The 17,133-nt window shown below is 64.4% G+C and carries 15 protein-coding genes and 1 pseudogene; 7 read left to right on the top strand and 9 right to left on the bottom strand.

Annotated elements, in window-relative coordinates:
• The first annotated feature begins 1,165 nt into the window (after positions 1 to 1,165).
• Both GE073_RS06760 and GE073_RS06755 read left to right on the top strand, forming a co-directional pair.
• Positions 1,166 to 1,597 carry a hypothetical protein gene (locus tag GE073_RS06760; RefSeq protein WP_084137582.1) on the top strand — a complete coding sequence of 144 codons (432 nt, stop codon included), beginning with the start codon at positions 1,166 to 1,168 and terminating at the stop codon, positions 1,595 to 1,597.
• Positions 1,594 to 2,670 (top strand): phosphodiester glycosidase family protein, encoded by a 1,077-nt coding sequence (locus tag GE073_RS06755; protein ID WP_153783118.1) that lies wholly within the window; start codon positions 1,594 to 1,596, stop codon positions 2,668 to 2,670. The genes GE073_RS06760 and GE073_RS06755 overlap by 4 nt, the downstream gene beginning before the upstream one ends.
• Positions 2,671 to 3,054: 384 nt before the next feature.
• Here GE073_RS06755 and tsaD read toward each other — a convergent pair whose 3' ends face one another.
• From tsaD to GE073_RS06730, 5 genes and pseudogenes are all read right to left on the bottom strand, one after another.
• Complete coding sequence (tsaD, locus tag GE073_RS06750) at positions 3,055 to 4,104, bottom strand: tRNA (adenosine(37)-N6)-threonylcarbamoyltransferase complex transferase subunit TsaD (protein ID WP_153783117.1); 1,050 nt, start codon at positions 4,102 to 4,104, stop codon at positions 3,055 to 3,057.
• The gene (gene rimI, locus GE073_RS06745; RefSeq protein ID WP_052333625.1) at positions 4,101 to 4,628 is read right to left on the bottom strand and encodes a ribosomal protein S18-alanine N-acetyltransferase; all 528 of its coding nucleotides are present in this window, start codon (positions 4,626 to 4,628) and stop codon (positions 4,101 to 4,103) included. The genes tsaD and rimI overlap by 4 nt, the downstream gene beginning before the upstream one ends.
• On the bottom strand, positions 4,615 to 5,619 hold the full coding sequence (gene tsaB, locus GE073_RS06740) for a tRNA (adenosine(37)-N6)-threonylcarbamoyltransferase complex dimerization subunit type 1 TsaB (RefSeq protein ID WP_255309817.1): 1,005 nt from the start codon (positions 5,617 to 5,619) through the stop codon (positions 4,615 to 4,617). Before tsaB ends, rimI begins: the two co-directional genes overlap by 14 nt.
• Positions 5,611 to 6,072 (bottom strand): annotated as a pseudogene (gene tsaE, locus GE073_RS06735) (tRNA (adenosine(37)-N6)-threonylcarbamoyltransferase complex ATPase subunit type 1 TsaE); the annotation flags it as partial. The pseudogene tsaE and the gene tsaB, both read right to left, overlap by 9 nt.
• Positions 6,073 to 6,257: 185 nt before the next feature.
• The gene (locus GE073_RS06730) at positions 6,258 to 7,133 is read right to left on the bottom strand and encodes a YitT family protein (protein ID WP_101808743.1); all 876 of its coding nucleotides are present in this window, start codon (positions 7,131 to 7,133) and stop codon (positions 6,258 to 6,260) included.
• Between the two features lie 276 nt (positions 7,134 to 7,409).
• Between GE073_RS06730 and GE073_RS06725 the strand changes: the two genes are divergently transcribed.
• Entirely contained in the window at positions 7,410 to 7,610 is a 201-nt protein-coding gene (locus GE073_RS06725; RefSeq protein WP_101808742.1) for a hypothetical protein, read from the top strand.
• A 46-nt stretch (positions 7,611 to 7,656) separates the two neighbouring features.
• Here the strand turns inward: GE073_RS06725 and GE073_RS06720 are convergent, their stop codons facing one another.
• Together GE073_RS06720 and GE073_RS25925 are read right to left on the bottom strand one after the other, a co-directional pair.
• On the bottom strand, positions 7,657 to 7,854 hold the full coding sequence (locus GE073_RS06720; protein WP_028600603.1) for an H-type small acid-soluble spore protein: 198 nt from the start codon (positions 7,852 to 7,854) through the stop codon (positions 7,657 to 7,659).
• A 53-nt stretch (positions 7,855 to 7,907) separates the two neighbouring features.
• Positions 7,908 to 8,303 carry a hypothetical protein gene (locus GE073_RS25925; RefSeq protein ID WP_043112002.1) on the bottom strand — a complete coding sequence of 132 codons (396 nt, stop codon included), beginning with the start codon at positions 8,301 to 8,303 and terminating at the stop codon, positions 7,908 to 7,910.
• 169 nt (positions 8,304 to 8,472) lie between these two features.
• On the opposite strand from GE073_RS25925, the gene GE073_RS06710 reads away from it, so the two are divergent.
• From GE073_RS06710 to ligD, 3 genes are read left to right on the top strand one after another with little or no spacing between them, the layout of a single operon-like run.
• Complete coding sequence (locus GE073_RS06710) at positions 8,473 to 9,438, top strand: non-homologous end joining protein Ku (RefSeq protein WP_153783116.1); 966 nt, start codon at positions 8,473 to 8,475, stop codon at positions 9,436 to 9,438.
• Positions 9,439 to 10,881: an ATP-dependent DNA ligase gene (locus GE073_RS06705; RefSeq protein ID WP_153783115.1), complete on the top strand. Its 1,443-nt coding sequence runs from the start codon at positions 9,439 to 9,441 to the stop codon at positions 10,879 to 10,881.
• Between the two features lie 21 nt (positions 10,882 to 10,902).
• Entirely contained in the window at positions 10,903 to 11,799 is an 897-nt protein-coding gene (gene ligD, locus GE073_RS06700) for a non-homologous end-joining DNA ligase (protein ID WP_028600606.1), read from the top strand.
• Between the two features lie 2,082 nt (positions 11,800 to 13,881).
• Here ligD and GE073_RS06695 read toward each other — a convergent pair.
• Both GE073_RS06695 and GE073_RS06690 read right to left on the bottom strand, forming a co-directional pair.
• Entirely contained in the window at positions 13,882 to 14,586 is a 705-nt protein-coding gene (locus GE073_RS06695) for a Fic family protein (protein ID WP_146000514.1), read from the bottom strand.
• A 330-nt stretch (positions 14,587 to 14,916) separates the two neighbouring features.
• Positions 14,917 to 15,390, bottom strand: a complete 474-nt coding sequence (locus GE073_RS06690; RefSeq protein WP_028600608.1) for a bactofilin family protein — start codon at positions 15,388 to 15,390, stop codon at positions 14,917 to 14,919.
• A 216-nt stretch (positions 15,391 to 15,606) separates the two neighbouring features.
• Between GE073_RS06690 and cls the strand changes: the two genes are divergently transcribed.
• On the top strand, positions 15,607 to 17,034 hold the full coding sequence (gene cls / locus GE073_RS06685) for a cardiolipin synthase (RefSeq protein WP_153783114.1): 1,428 nt from the start codon (positions 15,607 to 15,609) through the stop codon (positions 17,032 to 17,034).
• The last annotated feature ends 99 nt before the right edge of the window (positions 17,035 to 17,133 follow it).

The following is a 17,133-nucleotide window of genomic DNA, read 5'->3' as shown; positions in this document are numbered from 1 at the left end:
CCGAATGGGAGGAGCTGCCGGGCTGGCGAGCTGGCGATGACAGACGGACGAGAGGCGTTGCCGACGGACGGGACTGCGTGCCGAGTCAAGGAACGGCGCACCAATAGCCGCAAGCGTCCATTTCAGGATGCTTGCGGCTTTCCTCGTTCTGCTGCTGACATTTGCTGAGGCGCAGCCTGTTCAAGATTGCGGCGCTTTGTCTTTATTGAACCCATGCTCTTGACCAGATCCTGGTCTTCGTGGTATGATGTTAGTTATTGATTACCCGCCTATTCCCCTTCTTTCAGGAATCGCATGTTTTTCCCCGATTCCGCCGTTACTTGAATCCCTTGATTAGCCTGCCAGCTGTTGCTAGAAGTTCTGATTCACACTGGCGCGGTCTTCGGAGCCGCAAGGACGGAAGAGAGGTAGGGCTTCCGTTGTATTGGATGGCCTTTCGCCGGAACGTTGCCCGGCGCCTGAAGGCATCGCAACACCGAGCAGGTCGAGTTTCATCTGTAGGTTATGGAAAAGAAGCAGGAATAATCCCGCTCGAGCCCGGCCGGGCAGCGCTTATGGCGCTCCGCCAGCCGCATGTGCTACGTTGCTCGAGCGTGGGTCGTCATAAGGCCGATTCGGCGCCTCAAGCCGCTTGGCCGCTTGTCACTCCGCCCTGCGGGCGAGGCAAGCGCAACATCAGAAGGCTCTCCGCCGCAGCTGCATGCAGCCGGCAGAGGGCCTTCGTCCATTTTCCGCGCGATGACTTCGATGCGGGTCAGCTGCGTCAGCGCCCTTGCGTCGTGGTCTGGGCGTTGTTTTGGAGGATTCCTCCCGACTATCAACAGGCTTGTCCACAGCTCGTGAATAATCGTCGGACAATTCACTCGATGGACGGGGATAAAACGGTACGTATGATGGAGATTTAAGGCGATCGCCTTCCCTCATGGATGGACTCTGGATTTTATCCACAGAATCCACAATACCCACACCCAATTCACAGATTCAGCGCGAAGCGCTCTGACGGCCGATAATAGGACCTCCGTTTGGATGAATCTTCCGAAACGGTATGGTAAAATAGGGGCTCCGCCGATAGGACGGCGCAACTATTCCGCCCTTCTGCTCGTCCCATTTTCAGCAGCGATGAATCCCTGACGGAAGCCGCAACACCGCAAGAGAGGTGAAAGTTATGATGAATACCGATTCCCGCATCGTCTCCTCTGTCCCTGCCGACCCTCCGGTGCCGCGCCGCGCCTCGAAGCGCTCGCCGTGGCCGTTTCTGATCGCCTGGATCGTCATCATCGCCGCCGGCGTCGCCGGCGCCTGGTTCTATACGCAGCGCCTGCAGCAAGAGCTCGCCGTCCAGATCCAGCAGCAGACCGATCGTCAGATCGCCGAGATGCAGTCGGGCTACGACGCCCGCCTCCAGCAGCTTGAGAGCGGCTATGCGAGCCAGCTCGCCGAGCTGCAAGGCAAGGTGGACAGCCTGAACGAGCTGCTCGCGTTCAACCGCGACAACGCCAGCAGCAAGACCGACAACAGCAACAAGCTGTACACGCAGCTCAGCCAGGTGCAGAAGCAGCTGGACGAGCTCAAGAAGAATCTGGACGTGCTGAAATGACGAGCGTGCAGCGGCTCAATCGTTGGATGCTGCTGACGACCGCGCCTTTTCTCGGCGCGCTGCTGCTGCTGCTCGCGGTCCAGGTCGAGGTGAAGCTGCCTGACGCTGCCGGTCCGGCGGTTGTCCCGCAGCAGCCGGCAGCGGATCCGGCGCCGGCCGCCCGCATCGGCGGCTCGCTCGACGAAGCGGCCGTCGTCGCCGCCCAAACCGCGGACGCCATCAAGCGCGGCTCCGAGCTCTACACGCAGACCGCGCGCCGCATGAGCTTGATCGCGAGCACGGCCGCCGCGCAGAGCAGGCGGCCGCTGATGATCTACGACCGCCGCATCACGCTGCCGCTCGGCAGTCCGTCGCGGACGATCCAGTCGGATCGGCTGACGGCGCAGCTGTTCCCGATCAAGGCTCAGAATTTCACCGCCTATGCCTTGAAGATCCGGCTCAAGGACAAGGATGCGATGAAGCTCGTCATCGGCGGGGACAAGCCCGGCAAGGCCGAGACGACGCTCGCGGCCGCGAAGCGCTACGGCGCCGCCGTCGGCATCAACGCCGGAGGCTTCGCTGACGACGGCAGCGGGCGGCGCTATCCGCTCAGCACGACCGTGCTCGGCGGCAAGTACGTGAACGGCTTCGAGCCGTCGTACAAGGACCTGTTTTTCGTCGGCTTGAACGAACAAGGCAAGCTGATCGGCGGGAAGTACGCGACGCGCGAGCAGCTCGACCGGGAACAGCCGCGCTTCGGCGTCTCGTTCGTGCCGATCCTGATGAAGGACGGCATCGCCCAGCCGATTCCGGCCAAGTGGCAGCTCAGTCCGGGCCGCGCTCCGCGCACCGTCGTCGCGAGCTACAAGGATGACCAGCTGCTGTTCCTCGTCGCCGACGGCTACAACGAGTCGGGAAGCTCCGGCGCCACGCTGCGCGAGATGCAGATCCTGCTGTCCCGGTTCAAGGCCGTGGACGGATACAACCTCGACGGCGGCGGCTCGTCGACGCTCGTCTTCGACGGCCGCGTCGTCAACCGGCCGTCGGACAAGACGCTGCGTCCGGTCGCGACGAACTTCCTGTTCTTCTCGTAGCGGAGCGGAGCGAGCATTCGAAACCGGCACCCGCTTGGCGCAGCTCAGCGGAACGAGCATTCGAATCCGACATCCGCTTCGCGGAGCGGGAACTCGCTCTGATCTCCCTGGAGCCCAGATTCCTTTGAATGTATTCTTCCGAAACGGAAGGAATCCGGCCTCCAAGGGAACCGCTGACGCTTCTCCACGAGCCCCCGTCCGCTTTCGCTTCCCGGTTTCATTTCGATGCCGCTTCGCCTGCCATCCTCAACCCGATTCCGCAGCCATAGACGATGCCCATGCAAAAACCGCCTCAAGGCAAGCAGGAAGCCGTTGCTTCCTGCACGCCCGAGGCGGTTTTTTTTTGGATCGAGCGAACTTCGACTATGCGCGCCGGAGCTCTGCCTAGCCGCCCGCGCCGGCAGCCGGCTTGACCGACCAGGCCTCCAGCGACAGGCCGGGATCGGCCTTCAGGTCGAGCTCGTCGAACTGGCCGCGCTTCCACTTGAGATGAGCGGCGGCGCCGATCATCGCCGCGTTGTCCGTGCAGAGCGAATGCGGCGGAATGAGCAGCGGCAGCCCCTCGGCCTCGCACAGCTCCGTCAGCCGCGCGCGCAAGCCGCGGTTGGCCGCCACGCCGCCGCACAGCAGCAGCTGGCGCGCGCCATGCTCGCGCGCAGCGCGCATCGCTTTGCCGGTGACGACGTCGATGACCGACTCCTGGAAGCCGCGGGCCAGTCCCGGCACGTCGAGCTCCAGCCCTTTCATGTTCGCCTGGTTGATGGCGGCGAGCACGGCCGACTTGAGGCCGCTGAAGCTGAAGTCGTACGAGTCCGGCTCCAGCCAGGAGCGCGGCAGCTCGATGACCGTCTGCGCCTCCGCCGCCGTGCGGTCGACATGCGGTCCGCCCGGATACGGATAATGGAGCGCCCGCGCGACCTTGTCGTACGCCTCGCCGACGGCGTCGTCGCGCGTGCGGCCGATGATCCGGAACACGCCTTCCTCCTCGAGCAGCACGAGCTCCGTGTGGCCGCCGGACACGACGAGCGCGAGGCACGGATACTCCAGCTCCTGCACGAGCGCGTTGGCGTAGATATGCCCCGCGATATGATGCGTGCCGATGAGCGGGATGTCGAGCGCCATCGCCAGGCTCATGCCGGACACGATGCCGACGAGCAGCGCGCCGACGAGCCCCGGCCCCTGGGTGACGGCGACGGCCGACAGCTCGTCCGGCCGCACGCCCGCTTCCTGCAGCGCCTCTTCGATGATGAGCGTGATCACCTCCACATGCTTGCGGGAGGCGATCTCCGGCACGACGCCGCCGAACAGCCGATGCGTCTCGATCTGGCTCGAGACGATGTTGCTCAAAATCTCCTTGCCCCCGCGGATGACCGCGGCGGACGTCTCGTCGCAGCTCGTCTCGATCGCGAGGATCAAGCCTGCTTCTGTCTTCATTGCGATTGCGCCCTTCCTTCCGCTCCGCCGCGGCCGAGCTCGGCCCACATGATCAGAGCATCCTCATTGTTGTCGGAATAGTAGCCGGGGCGGATGCCGGAAGGCTCGAAGCCGAACTTGCGGTACAGCGACTGGGCGATCTCGTTGCTTACCCGCACCTCCAGCGTCATCCTCGTGGCGCCGAAAAACGTCGCGAGCTTCTGCAGCTCCGACAGCAGCCGCGCGCCGAGCTTGCGCCCGCGGAACGCGCCGCTCACCGCGATGTTCGTCACATGCGCCTCGTCCATGATGATCCACATGCCGCCGTAGCCGATGATCTCGCCATGCAGCTGCATGACCATGTAGCGGGCGAAGTGGTTGTGCGTCAGCTCGTTCGCGAACGCATCCGAGGTCCACGGGGAGGTGAACGCTTCGTGCTCGATGGCGATGATCGAAGGAATGTCCTCCATCCTCATGGAGCGGAAGACGAGTCCGTCTCCTCCGTCGTCCTCCGCCTGCTCGCGCAAGCGGTCATAGTCGGCCATCGTTCTTCTCCTCCCGGGATTTTTCCAGTAGTTTAGCTTCCGCTTCAGCCAGCTGCGTGTAGTTAGGAACAAGTCCGTGCGCATCGACCGCTTCACCTCCGGCAAGACTCCGTGCCCCGAGCCAGGCGACGGTTCGCCCGTCTATCGTATGCGGCTGCCTGCAGACAGCCGGTCCATCTCCGTCAGCCTCGGCCAGCTCTTCGAACCGGCGGATGCTTTCTTCATGCTTGTCCAGATCGCCGGTAAAAAGCACATAAGCCGGCCGTCTGTCCGCCGCGGCCAGCAGCTCCGCCAGCCGCGCGGCCCAGCCGTCCATCAGGCGCAGCGCGTCCGGCTCCAGCCGCCGCCACGGCGCATCCGCGGGCAGCCACTGGCCCTCGGCATAGCCGGGAGCGGCGCCGGCCGCGAACAGCGCCGTATACGCCTGACCGCGCCGCGCGTCGAGCAGCGGCACGATCCAGCCGCCGGCCTCGTCGGCCAGCAAGCTTGACGAAGCCAAGCCGAGCGTACCTCCGTCGCGAGCGCCGGCAGCCGGCTCCCCGCTTCCGTCATCAGCGCCGCCGACAGCCGCAGCCGCCAACCCGGCCGCCTCGCGCCAGGCGCCGGCGGCCAGCGCCTCCGGCGTGGAGACGCCGACGAGCGGCACGCCCCACGTCCAGGCGAGCGTCTTGGCGATCGAGGCCGCGATCCGCACGCCCGTATACGAGCCCGGACCTACGCCGGCGGCGATGCCCGCAAGCTCCGTCCCGCGCACGCCCGCCTCGCGCAGCAGCCGCTGCACCGCCGGCACCGCATGCGCGGAATGGTTGCGCGCGGCTGGCGCCTGCACGCTCCCGAGCGCCTCGCTGCCGCGCATGAGCGCGGCGGCGAGCGTCGGCGTCGCCGTGTCGAGCGCCAGCACGAGCGGCTCCCCGGCTTCGGCCTTCGCTTGCCCGGCCAGGAGGCCCGCCTGCGTTCCCCCGGCTTCCGCGGCGGCAAGCCATTCCCGCACCCATGCCGCATACGGCAGCCCTTCGCCCCGCAGCGCGAACCCTCTCCGCTCGCCGTCCTCGCGGACGATGCGGATGCTCAGCTTGCGCTCCGGCAGCAGCTCGGGGATCAGGCTCGCCCATTCGACGAGCGACACGCCGCGGCCGTACCAGTACTCGTCCAGGCCGAGCTCGTCCGCCTCCTCCGGAGACAGCCGGTACACATCCATATGGTAGAGCGGCAGCCGGCCGCTTTCATATTCCTTTATAATCGTAAACGTCGGGCTGCTGACCACGCCCTCCACCGCGAGCGCCGCCGCGAACGCCTGCGAGAAGCGCGTCTTGCCCGCCCCGAGGTCGCCGTCGAGCGCGATTACAGTCCCGGGCTCGGCGCGCTCCGCCAGCCACCCCGCGAGCCGTACCGTGTCCGCCTCGCTGGCCGCGATCCACTGCGCTTCCGCCGCTTCCATCGTCATCTGTTCCACCCTGCTCTCTGTCTGCTGCATCCGTACTCGGAATCTTGTTCCCATTATATCGGCCGCCTCCGCATGCCGCAACCGCCGTCCGCCGCCGTCCGCCGCAGCGGCGGACGCGAAAAAAGCTCCGGCCGGGACCGGTCAGGTCCCCGTGCCGAAGCTCGCAAGCCTTTGCCGGGCATCCGCTAGTGGATGTCCCGTTTTTTGAACCGGCCGCCCTTGACGTCATGGATGTTGCCGACCGCGAGGAAAGCGGCGGGGTCCATGTCGGTCACGATCGACTTGAGCTTGGCCTCCTCCAGCCGGGTGATGACGACGAAGATGACCTTCTTGTCGCCGCCGGTGAAGCCGCCCTCGCCGTTGAGGTAGGTGACGCCGCGCCCGAGCCGGCTCATGATCGCCTCGCCGATAGGGCGATGCTCGTCGCTGATGATCCAGGCCGCCTTGGACTCGTCGAAGCCCTCGATGACGATATCGATCATCTTGTACGCTATGTAGTAGGCGATCAAGGAGTACATCGCGCGGTCCCAGGAGAACACGAACCCGGCGCTCGTCAGGATGAACAGGTTGACGAACATGACGATCTCTCCGACGGAGAACGGCAGCTTCTTGGAGAACAGGATCGCGACGATCTCGGTGCCGTCGAGCGAGCCGCCGAACCGGATGACGAGGCCGACGCCGACGCCCAGCACCATGCCGCCGAAGATCGAGGCGAGGAACTCGTCGATCGTCAGCGGGTCGACGTCATGCAGCAGGAACGTCGTAATCGACATGACCGCTACGCCGTACAGCGTGGAGATCGCGAACGTCTTGCCGATCTGCTTGTAGCCGAGGAACAAGAAAGGCAGGTTGAGCACGAATAGGAAAAGTCCGAGCGGAGCATCCGTCAAATAGGAAACCATGATCGAAATGCCGGTGATGCCGCCGTCGATGATATTGTTCGGCACGAGGAAGATTTCCAGCCCAACCCCCATTAAAATCGCGCCGATCGTCAGAAAGATCGTCCTCTTGACCACCTCGATCAGAGGCAGCCTCAAGTGCTGTCCGTGAACCGAAGCCATAACCCCTCACTCCCTCTCTCCTGTCTATATCTTTAATTATAAAGGTTCTTTTTACTAAATTAAAGCGTTTTTGACCGTTTTCGAATAGAAAACTCGTTTTCTAACGGTTTATCTGCGATTACAGCCAGTTATCCCTCGTTATCTCGACTTCTCACCTGTTTTCATCCGGAATCCATCAGGATGCTCCCGAATCCTCTTCTTTATATTTATTTTGGGCTTTGCCTCTTAGACCCGAATCCGGTAGCATGAAAGACAAACCGAGGAGGCGATGCGCACATGTCCCGCAACCGCAAAAAAGCCTCGGCGAAGCAAGGAGCTTCGCCAAGGCAGCATGAACTCGATTCGACTCGCAAGCTTTGGCCGCGCAAGCCGCAGACGCAAGTCGGCCCGAGCCGCAAGCAGCAAGAGCGCCGCACCTGGTGCCGCAAGGGCCGGGATGACGGCGCTTTTCCTGTTCGGGCCGGCCGACCGGCCTGAACATGCCGTTCTTCGGGATGGCCGATCGTTCCGCATCCGCGTCAGATCAATGCTCTCGCTCCGGCTTTCCCTCATGCAGCCGGTCGACCGACACGGTTTTCGTTTTCTGCGGAGTCGTGCCGACCTGCACGGTCGCCATGCCGTTCGCCTCATCCACGTTCTCGATCCAGACCGAATCCCCGCCCAGATGCACCGCGAACATATCCGAAGATCTGTAGATTTCCATCGCGCGCTTCACGTCCATTGGTCTTCCTCCTTCATCTCGTTCGCTGTACGGACTTCGATTCCTGGCAAAGCCTAGTCGGCCATCAGCTGGCTCTTGATGCGGCCGAGCCGCTCCGTCGGATCGGGCTCTTCCTGCTCGTCCAAGCCGATATCTTCCTTCAGCCTCATCGTGTCGGTCGTCGATTCGCCGATATGTCCGTTATGGATCGTTACCTGGCCGCCTCCCAGCCCCTCGCCGACCATCCGGTCGATGTCCATCTCATAGTCCATGCGTCCGCCGTGATCGTTCGTCCTTCCGGTGCCGGCATCCGTCTCGGACGTCGCGCCTCCATCCTCCAGGGAGCCGTCCAGCTCCGTGCTCATCTCCGCATCGAGCTCGGCCAGGCTGCGCTCGTCGCGCTTGCTCGCCAGCATATGCCGGTTGTCCAGCTCCTTCTCCAGCTTGCGCCGGATTTCTTCCTCGTTCATGCGCTTTCGCCTCCCTTGCTGTCGCTGAGCGTGCAGAGGCTGCATCCAGCCCTATGCGTCAATATGCCCTCACGCCCACGCCCCCATGCATGGAAAACGGCGCCGAAACGCACACTGTCCGTATTACGAGCCGGGCCTTCCCCGGCGCCAGGAGGTCGACTGGACAGCGATGCATACGGTATGGAAAGGCGCGATCAGCTTCGGGCTGGTCCATGTGCCGGTCAAGATGTTTTCGGCGACGGAGGACAAGGATATCTCGCTGCGCATGCTGCATTCCGTCTGCGGCAGTCCGATCGCTTATGTGCGGGAGTGTCCGGTATGCGACAGGAAGATCGAGTGGGACGAGATCGTCAAGGGCTATGAGTACGAAAAGGGCCGTTTCGTCACGTTCTCGAAGGACGAGCTGGAAGCGGCCGCGGGCGAGAAGTCCAAGACGATCCAGATCCTCGATTTCGTCGCCTTGGAGGAGATCGATCCGATCTACTTCCAGAAGACGTACTATTTGTCGCCCGACCAGGCCGGGGGCGGGGCCTACTCGCTGCTGATGGAGGCGATGAAGCAGTCGGGCAAGATCGGCATCGCCAAGATTTCGATCCGCTCCAAGAGCAGCCTTGCCGCCATCCGCGTGCTGGAGGACGGCTGCCTGGCGATGGAGACGATCTTTTACCCGGACGAGATCCGGGCCGTATCGCAGGTGCCGAACCTGCCGGGGCAGGTTCAGGTGAGCGACAAGGAGCTGGCGATGGCCAAGCTGCTCATCGATCAGCTGACGACGCCGTTCGAGCCGGAAAAGTACACCGACGACTACCGCAGCTCGATGCAGGATCTGATCCAGGGCAAAATCGCGGGCGAGGACGTCACCGTCGCGCCGCGCCAGGAGCCGGGGCGGGTGCTCGACCTCATGGCCGCCCTGCAGGCGAGCCTCGAGTCGGTCAAGACGCCGGCCGCGATCCCGGTGACGGATGCGGGAGCGGGAGCTGCCGCCGCCTCAGGCGGCAAGCGCAAGAAAGCCGCCTCCACCGGGGCGGCGGGAGGCGGGAAGACCGATTCGGCAGCGGAGTCCGCCTCCGCCAACGGGACGAAAAAAGCGCCGAAGCCTCGCGTCAAAAAGAAAAAGGACGCCGGGGCTTCCTAGATGGGAGCGATCCGCGCGGGCGGAAAAGTCGGGCGGGCAGGCGAGATGGGCATGGCGGGAGCCGGCAGTTCCGGCGCGGCCGAGGCGGATCCGTGGCCTATCGCTGGGGCGCAGGCGGGCGGCGCGGCCGAGGCAGTTCCGTGGCCTATCGCTGAGGCGCAGGCGGGCGGCGCGGCCGAGGCAGATCCGAGCGCGATCGCTGAGGCGCAGGCGGGCGGCACGGCCGAGGCAGTTCCGTGGCCTATCGCTGAGGCGCAGGCGGGCGGCGCGGCCGAGGCAGATCCGTGGCCTATCGCTGGGGCGCAGGCGGGCGGCGCGGCCGAGGCGATGCAGCCTATGGCGCCGATCCATGCGGCAAAGCTGCCGGAAGGGCCCGACTGGGGCTATCAGATCAAATGGGACGGCGTCCGCTTGCTCGCCACGATCGGCGGCGATGGCGGAATCGAGCTTTTTTCTCGCAACGGACTGCGCAAAAACGCCATCTATCCGGAACTCGTCGAGCTGCTGCGAAGCGCCGCCCCGGCGCTCGGTCCATGCGTGCTCGACGGCGAGCTTATCGCTTGGACCGGCGAGCGTCCGAGCTTCCAGCGGGTGCTGCAGCGCGAGCGGATGCGCGGCCGTTCGGCAGGCTCGGCGATGACGCTCCTGCGTCATCCGGATCCCGGCGTCCGCCCTTGGCGGGGCGGAGCCGAAAGCGCTGCGGCTGACGCAGCCATGGCAGCGGAAGAGCCCAGGAGCGGGGCCAAAAGCCCCGGGAGCGGTCAAAAAGGCGAGGCCTCGCAGTCGGAGCTTCGGCATGATCGGCCCGATGGCAGCGGCGAGCCGCTCGGGCTTCCCGGCCTCGCCTTTATCCTTTTCGACCTGCTGGCATACGGGGGAACCGACCTGCGGGCGCTGCCCTATGCGAGCAGGCATCAGCGGCTGCTCAAGCTGGTCCCTCTGCTGCCGGACGGCATGCTCGTGACGGAGCTTTATTCCGACGGTCGCGCGTTGTGGCGATGGGTGCAGGAGCAGCGCTGGGAAGGCGTCGTCAGCAAGCGGCTGACGGCCCCCTATCGTCCGGCCAAGAAGCATCGGGACTGGTTCAAGACGAAAACCGCGCTGCGGATCGATGTCGATATCGTGGGGCTGAAGGTCCGGGAAGGGCAGGTCGCGAGCCTGGTCATGAGCTTGGAAGGGCAGTATTTCGGCAGCGTATCGCTCGGATTGACGGGAGAGATGAGGACGCTGCTGACGGAGCAGCTCGTTCCGGACGAAGCCTTTCGGGAGGGAAGCCGTCAGCACGGCACGCTTCCTTTTCCGGCGCTGCCGTCGGACCTTAAGGGCGAGCGGATCGTCTGGCTGGAAGCGCCGCTGCCTGGCACCGTCACGGGACTGGAGATCACCGAGGCCGGACAGCTCCGGCATCCGAAGCTGGCGGGCTTCGGCCGCGCGACGAGCTGATCGGAAGGAGGAGTTGCAAGCATGGCGGTCAAGCCGGAAATAGGAGAAATCACCGTCGAGGGAGTCACGCTCTCGATCACGAATCCGTCCAAGCCGCTCTGGCCGGAGGCAGGCGTGACGAAGCTGACGTTCCTGGAGAAGCTGATCCAGCTTTCTCCTTATTTGATCCGCCACTGCCGCGACCGGCATCTGACGACGATCCGCTATCCGCATGGCATCCACGACAAGTTTTTTTACCAAAAAAATTGTCCGGAGCCCCGGCCGGAATTCGTCGCCACGCGCGTCAGCGGCGGAATCGACTACGTCGTGCTGGACAAGCTGCCGACGCTGCTTTGGCTCGGCAATCTGGCCTGCCTGGAATTCCACGCTTCGTTCGACCTCGCGGACGATCCGGTCCATCCGCTGGAATGGGTGATCGACCTTGATCCATCGCAGGAGGAGGAGCCACGCATCATGGAGGCGGCCCTGCTCGTCGGCGAGCAGCTCGCCGCGCTCGGCATCGAGTCGCTGGCCAAGACGAGCGGAGCGACCGGCGTGCAGCTCATCGTGCCGCTGGCGGACCGGCTCTCCTTCGACGAGCTGCGCTCGATCGGGCAATTCGTCGGCGAGTATATGACGCAGAAGCGGCCGGACCTGTTCACCGTCGAGCGGCTCAAGAAGCATCGCGGCGACCGCATCTACTTCGATTACTTGCAGCATTATCAAGGCAAGACGATCGCCGCTCCGTACACGCCGCGCGCCAAGCCGGGCGCGACCGTGTCGACGCCGCTCGGCTGGGACGAGATCCGCGCCGGCGCGCAGATCGCCGACTTTCATCTGCTCAATATCGCGGAGCGGCTGCAGGAGAAGGGCGATCTGCTCGAAGCCGCTCCCCGCCAGCGGCTGCGGCCGATTTTGGAGTTTCTTCGGCGGCGGTGAGGAGAGTAGACTCGTGACGGCATTGGACAGCCCTCCCGCTACGCGCAGTTTTTCCGCGCGTAGCGGGCTGGGGCGCGCGGGTCGCTTTCGCTACGCGCAGTTTTTCCGCGCGTAGCGGGCTGGGGCGCGCGGGGCGCTTTCGCTACGCGCGGTTTTTCCGCGCGTAGCGGGCTGGGGCGCGCGAGGCGCTCCCGCTACGCGCAGTTTTTCCACGCGTAGCGGGCTGGGGCGCGCGGGGCGCTTTCGCTACGCGCGGTTTTTCCGCGCGTAGACGGCTGGGGCGCGCGAGGCGCTCCCGCTACGCGCAGTTTTTCCGCGCATAGACGGCTAGGGCGTGCGAGGCGCTCCCGCTACGCGCAGTATTTCCGCGCATAGACGGCTAGGGCGTGCGAGGCGCTCCGCTACGCGCAGTATTTCCGCGCGTAGACGGCTAGGGCGCGCGAGGCGCTCCCGTTACGCGCGGTTTTTCCGCGCGTAGCGGGCTGGGGCGCGCGAGGCGCTTTCGCTACGCGCGGTTTTTCCGCGCGTAGCGGGCTGGGGCGCGCGGGGCGCTTTCGCTACGCGCAGTATTTCCGCGCGTAGACGGCTAGGGCGTGCGAGGCGCTTTCGCTACGCGCGGTTTTTCCGCGCGTAGACGGCTAGGGCGCGCGAGGCGCTCCCGTTACGCGCGGTTTTTCCGCGCGTAGCGGGCTGGGGCGCGCGAGGCGCTTTCGCTACGCGCGGTTTTTCCGCGCGTAGCGGGCTGGGGCGCGCGGGGCGCTTTCGCTACGCGCAGTTTTTCCGCGCGTAGCGGGCTGGGGTGCGCGGGGCGCTTTCGCTACGCGCAGTTTTTCCGCGCGTAGCGGGCTGGGGCGCGCGGGTCGCTTTCGCTACGCGCAGTTTTTCCGCGCGTAGCGGGCTGGGGCGCGCGGGGCGCTTTCGCTACGCGCGGTTTTTCCGCGCGTAGCGGGCTGGGGCGCGCGAGGCGCTCCCGCTACGCGCAGTTTTTCCACGCGTAGCGGGCTGGGGCGCGCGGGGCGCTTTCGCTACGCGCGGTTTTTCCGCGCGTAGACGGCTGGGGCGCGCGAGGCGCTCCCGCTACGCGCAGTTTTTCCGCGCATAGACGGCTAGGGCGTGCGAGGCGCTCCCGCTACGCGCAGTATTTCCGCGCATAGACGGCTAGGGCGTGCGAGGCGCTCCCGCTACGCGCAGTATTTCCGCGCGTAGACGGCTAGGGCGCGCGAGGCGCTCCCGTTACGCGCGGTTTTTCCGCGCGTAGCGGGCTGGGGCGCGCGAGGCGCTTTCGCTACGCGCGGTTTTTCCGCGCGTAGCGGGCTGGGGCGCGCGGGGCGCTTTCGCTACGCGCAGTATTTCCGCGCGTAGACGGCTAGGGCGTGCGAGGCGCTTTCGCTACGCGCGGTTTTTCCGCGCGTAGACGGCTAGGGCGCGCGAGGCGCTCCCGTTACGCGCGGTTTTTCCGCGCGTAGCGGGCTGGGGCGCGCGAGGCGCTTTCGCTACGCGCGGTTTTTCCGCGCGTAGCGGGCTGGGGCGCGCGGGGCGCTTTCGCTACGCGCAGTTTTTCCGCGCGTAGCGGGCTGGGGTGCGCGGGGCGCTTTCGCTACGCGCAGTTTTTCCGCGCGTAGCGGGCTGGGGTGCGCGGGGCGCTTTCGCTACGCGCAGTTTTTCCGCGCGTAGCGGGCTAGGGCGCGCGGGGCGCTTTCGCTACGCGCAGTTTTTCCGCGCGTAGCGGGCTAGGGCGCGCGGGGCGCTTTCGCTACGCGCAGTTTTTCCGCGCGTAGCGGGCTGGGGCGCGCGGGGCGCTTTCGCTACGCGCAGTTTTTCCGCGCGTAGCGGGCTAGGGCGCGCGGGGCGCTTTCGCTACGCGCAGTTTTTCCGCGCATAGACGGCTAGGGCGCGCGAGGCGCTCCCGTTACGCGCAGTTTTTCCGCGCATAGACGGCTGGGGCGCGCGAGGCGCTCCCGCTACGCGCGGTATTTCCGCGCGTAGCGGGCTGGGGCGTGCGAGGCACTCCCGCTACGCACAGTATTTCCGCGCGTAGCGGGCTGGGGCGCGCGGGGCAGGGCGACTCCCGCACTTACGCTGCTAGAAACGAAACTCATCTCTAAAGTACTGATATCTCCGCACACAAGTCGATTTACCCAGCGCGATCAACCTTCCCTTCTCCACTAACTTTTTCATATAATGCCGAGCTGTGCTGGGATGAATTCCAATTGCCTTTGCCACTTGGCTTGGAGAGACGTCCTTGAGTTGGGTCTGAGCAAATTGCAATATAGCCAGCTCTGTCGTTGACAGATTGAGGGAAGTCTCGGAAGGCTTTCGCTCAAGGGATTGAAGCAGCTGCCTGATCATCTGCTGAAGCAGCTGCGGATCTCTGGCAACCGTGTCGTAGGGAATCGCAACATTTCGGAAAGAATAAGTTTGAAGCTGAATTTCTCGCAGAAGCTCGCGCTCATACTTCGTTCGATCCGTCTGCTCCACATGCGGGCCGTATCCTTTCACGTCGAGGTTGAAGCGCAGATCGCCTCTCAGCCATGCGAAGTCCAGGTAGCATCTCGCGCCACGCCAGTCACTCACTTCATACTCAGGGTGCAATTCGTCGAGCGAACCGAACATCGGCCACCATACTTTCTTTAGAAACAGCTTCTCCCCATGTCCGTGACCTCGTTTCAGCCGATCTCTCCGTTCGCCTTTGCGCTTGCGAAGGTGGCCGTTCAGCCATACCGCATGCGCCTCCTCGAATTCATGTTCTTCCTTTGCCTTGATTCCTTTCGCCTCCCTATCGCCCATAAAAAAACGCCCTGCCGCGTGACGGAATGGAGTCGTCGATCCGCCTCCTTTCGCGAGCGAAAGGAAACGAATCGGGATTCGATCCGGTCAAGCAACAGGACGTGCTTCGTCCAGGCCATTGATTGCACGCACAAGCTTCATCGCTTGGCGTTTTTCAAAGAATAGCCCAAAACGATGTAATAGGCAAGAAGATTCTCTACCAACCTGTAGAACAAGCTGCACCCTCCGTGCGCCGCACGACGGCAGTCCGGACCCCTTCCACGCTCGCCAGCAGGCTCGCGCCATCCGCCGCATGACGGTGTCCGGACCCTTCGCCGCTTGCCGCGCCGCTCAGCCCGCCTGGCGGCGCTCCTTCACGACGCCCTCGCGCAGCTCGCGCGGCGGAGCCGGCTCGCCGCTCTGGACCTGGCGGGCTGCCTGCGGAGCAGGAGCCGGCGCAGGCTGCGCGGCTTCTTGCGGACGCGGAGCCTCCATGCGGCAGCTGCCGCTGAGGACGCCGCCGTCCTGCACGAGCAGCGACGCCGTCGTCGCGCTGCCATGAAGCTGCCCGCTGCTCAGGATCGTGAGCCTGCCGGTCGTCACGACATCGCCGTACACCTTGCCGGAGATGGTCAGGTCGCGCGCGGATATGTTGGAGCGGACCACTCCGCTTTCGCCGACGATGACATCCTCCTTGCACTCGATGTCGCCCCGGTATTCCCCTTCGATGCGCAAGCTGGCCTGGCAGGACAGCGTGCCCTCTGCGCGCGTGCCTTGCCCGATCAGCGTGTCGGCCGCCATCAAGCGCTTGTTTTCCTTGAACATGCTCCATCCCCTCCCGCAGTGTAGGCTCGTGCTATGTAGTATGTATTCTCGATGGAGGCCGTTCATGACAGAACTCGTCGAGGGCAGGCCGGTTCATGTTCGAGTCTGCCGCCCAAGCCCGCGTATCGCTCCACCCCCGATTCCTGCTTGAAATCGCCGTCCATCGTTGATACTTATAGAGAAGATCCTATTTCATCTCCTATAAGAAGGTGCCCCATGTTCTGGCTGCTGATCGCGCTCTTGGTCTTCCTCTTTCAAATCATGACCATCCTCATCCTGGAATACCGCCAGCCGAGCAAGACCGTCGCCTGGCTGCTTATCCTGTTCGTGCTGCCGGTCATCGGCTTCGTCATGTACTACTTTATCGCGAAAGAGTTCCAGAACCGCCGCACCGTCCGCCGCCGCGGCGTCATCGCCCGCGAAGTGCAGCTGAAGGCGCTGCGTCAGAGCGCGCTCGTCCACCGGGCGCAGGATATGGAAGCGCCTGACTTCGCCCATGAGGAGCGGCTGTTCAACCTGCTCGGCAGCTTCTCGATGCTCCCGATCACCGGCTGCAACGAGACGGAGGTGCTGACGAACGCCGAAGCGACCTACGCCTCCATCCTGGACGCTCTCGAGGGGGCGAAGCATCACATCCACCTCGACTACTACACGCTGCGCGACGACGAGATCGGCTGCCGCTTCAAGGAAGCGCTGCTCCGCAAAGCGAAGCAAGGCGTCGAGATCCGCATCATCTACGACGGGATCGGCAGCCTGGAGCTCAAGAGCTGGTTCGTCAAGGAGCTGGAGGAAGCCGGCGTCTGCGTGCAATGCTTCCTCACGCCGCGGATCGCCTTTTTCGACAAGCGCGTCAACTTCCGCAACCATCGTAAGATCGTCGTCGTGGACGGCACGGTCGGGTTCGTCGGCGGCATCAATATCGGGGACGAATATCTCGGCAAGGACCCCAAGCTCGGCTTCTGGCGCGATACGCATATCAAGCTGACCGGGGACTCCGTCTATTACTTGCAGCTCGTCTTCATGAGGGATTGGTGGTTCACCGCGCGGGAGCGGCTGGAAAAGCCGGAGTACTTGCCGGAGCACGGCTGCATCGGCGAGGAGCAGGTGCAGATCGTCGCCAGCGGGCCGGATACGAGCTCCGACGCCATCCTGGAAGGGATCTTTTCCGCCATCAGCGCGGCCAAGGAAAAGGTGTACATCGCGACGCCTTACTTCATCCCCGATCCGAGCGTGCTCATGAGCCTGCGGACGGCGGCGCTGAGCGGCGTGGACGTGCGCATCATCCTGCCGCATGGATCGGACTCCAAGCTGGTTCTCTACTCCTCGCTCTCCTATGTCGAGGACCTGCTCATGGCGGGCGTGCGCATCTACCGCTACCGCAAGGGCTTCATCCACGCCAAGGTCATGATCGTCGACCGGCTGCTCGCCTCGGTAGGCACGGCGAACATGGACATGAGGAGCTTTTTCAGCAACTTCGAGATCAACGCCCATGTATACAGCGCCAAGGCGATCTCGCGGCTGGAAGAGGACTTCATGGCGGATCTTGGAGACTGCTACGAGCTGACCCTGCATGAGTTCGAGAAGCGCCCACGGATGCAAAAAGCGGCGGAGGTCGTGGCGCATATGCTTTCTCCGCTGCTGTAGGAGGCTGCGGACCGTGCCGCTTGGCGTGCGAGCGGGTCAGAACGAGCAGGCGCGTCGGTCGGGAGACCGTATGCGCGTGATGGGCCGATCCTTCGGCTT

Origin of the sequence: Paenibacillus sp. B01, from assembly GCF_009649995.1 — a bacterium.
GTDB lineage: Bacteria > Bacillota > Bacilli > Paenibacillales > Paenibacillaceae > Paenibacillus_O > Paenibacillus_O pasadenensis.
This window is presented reverse-complemented; position numbering and strand designations above follow the sequence as displayed.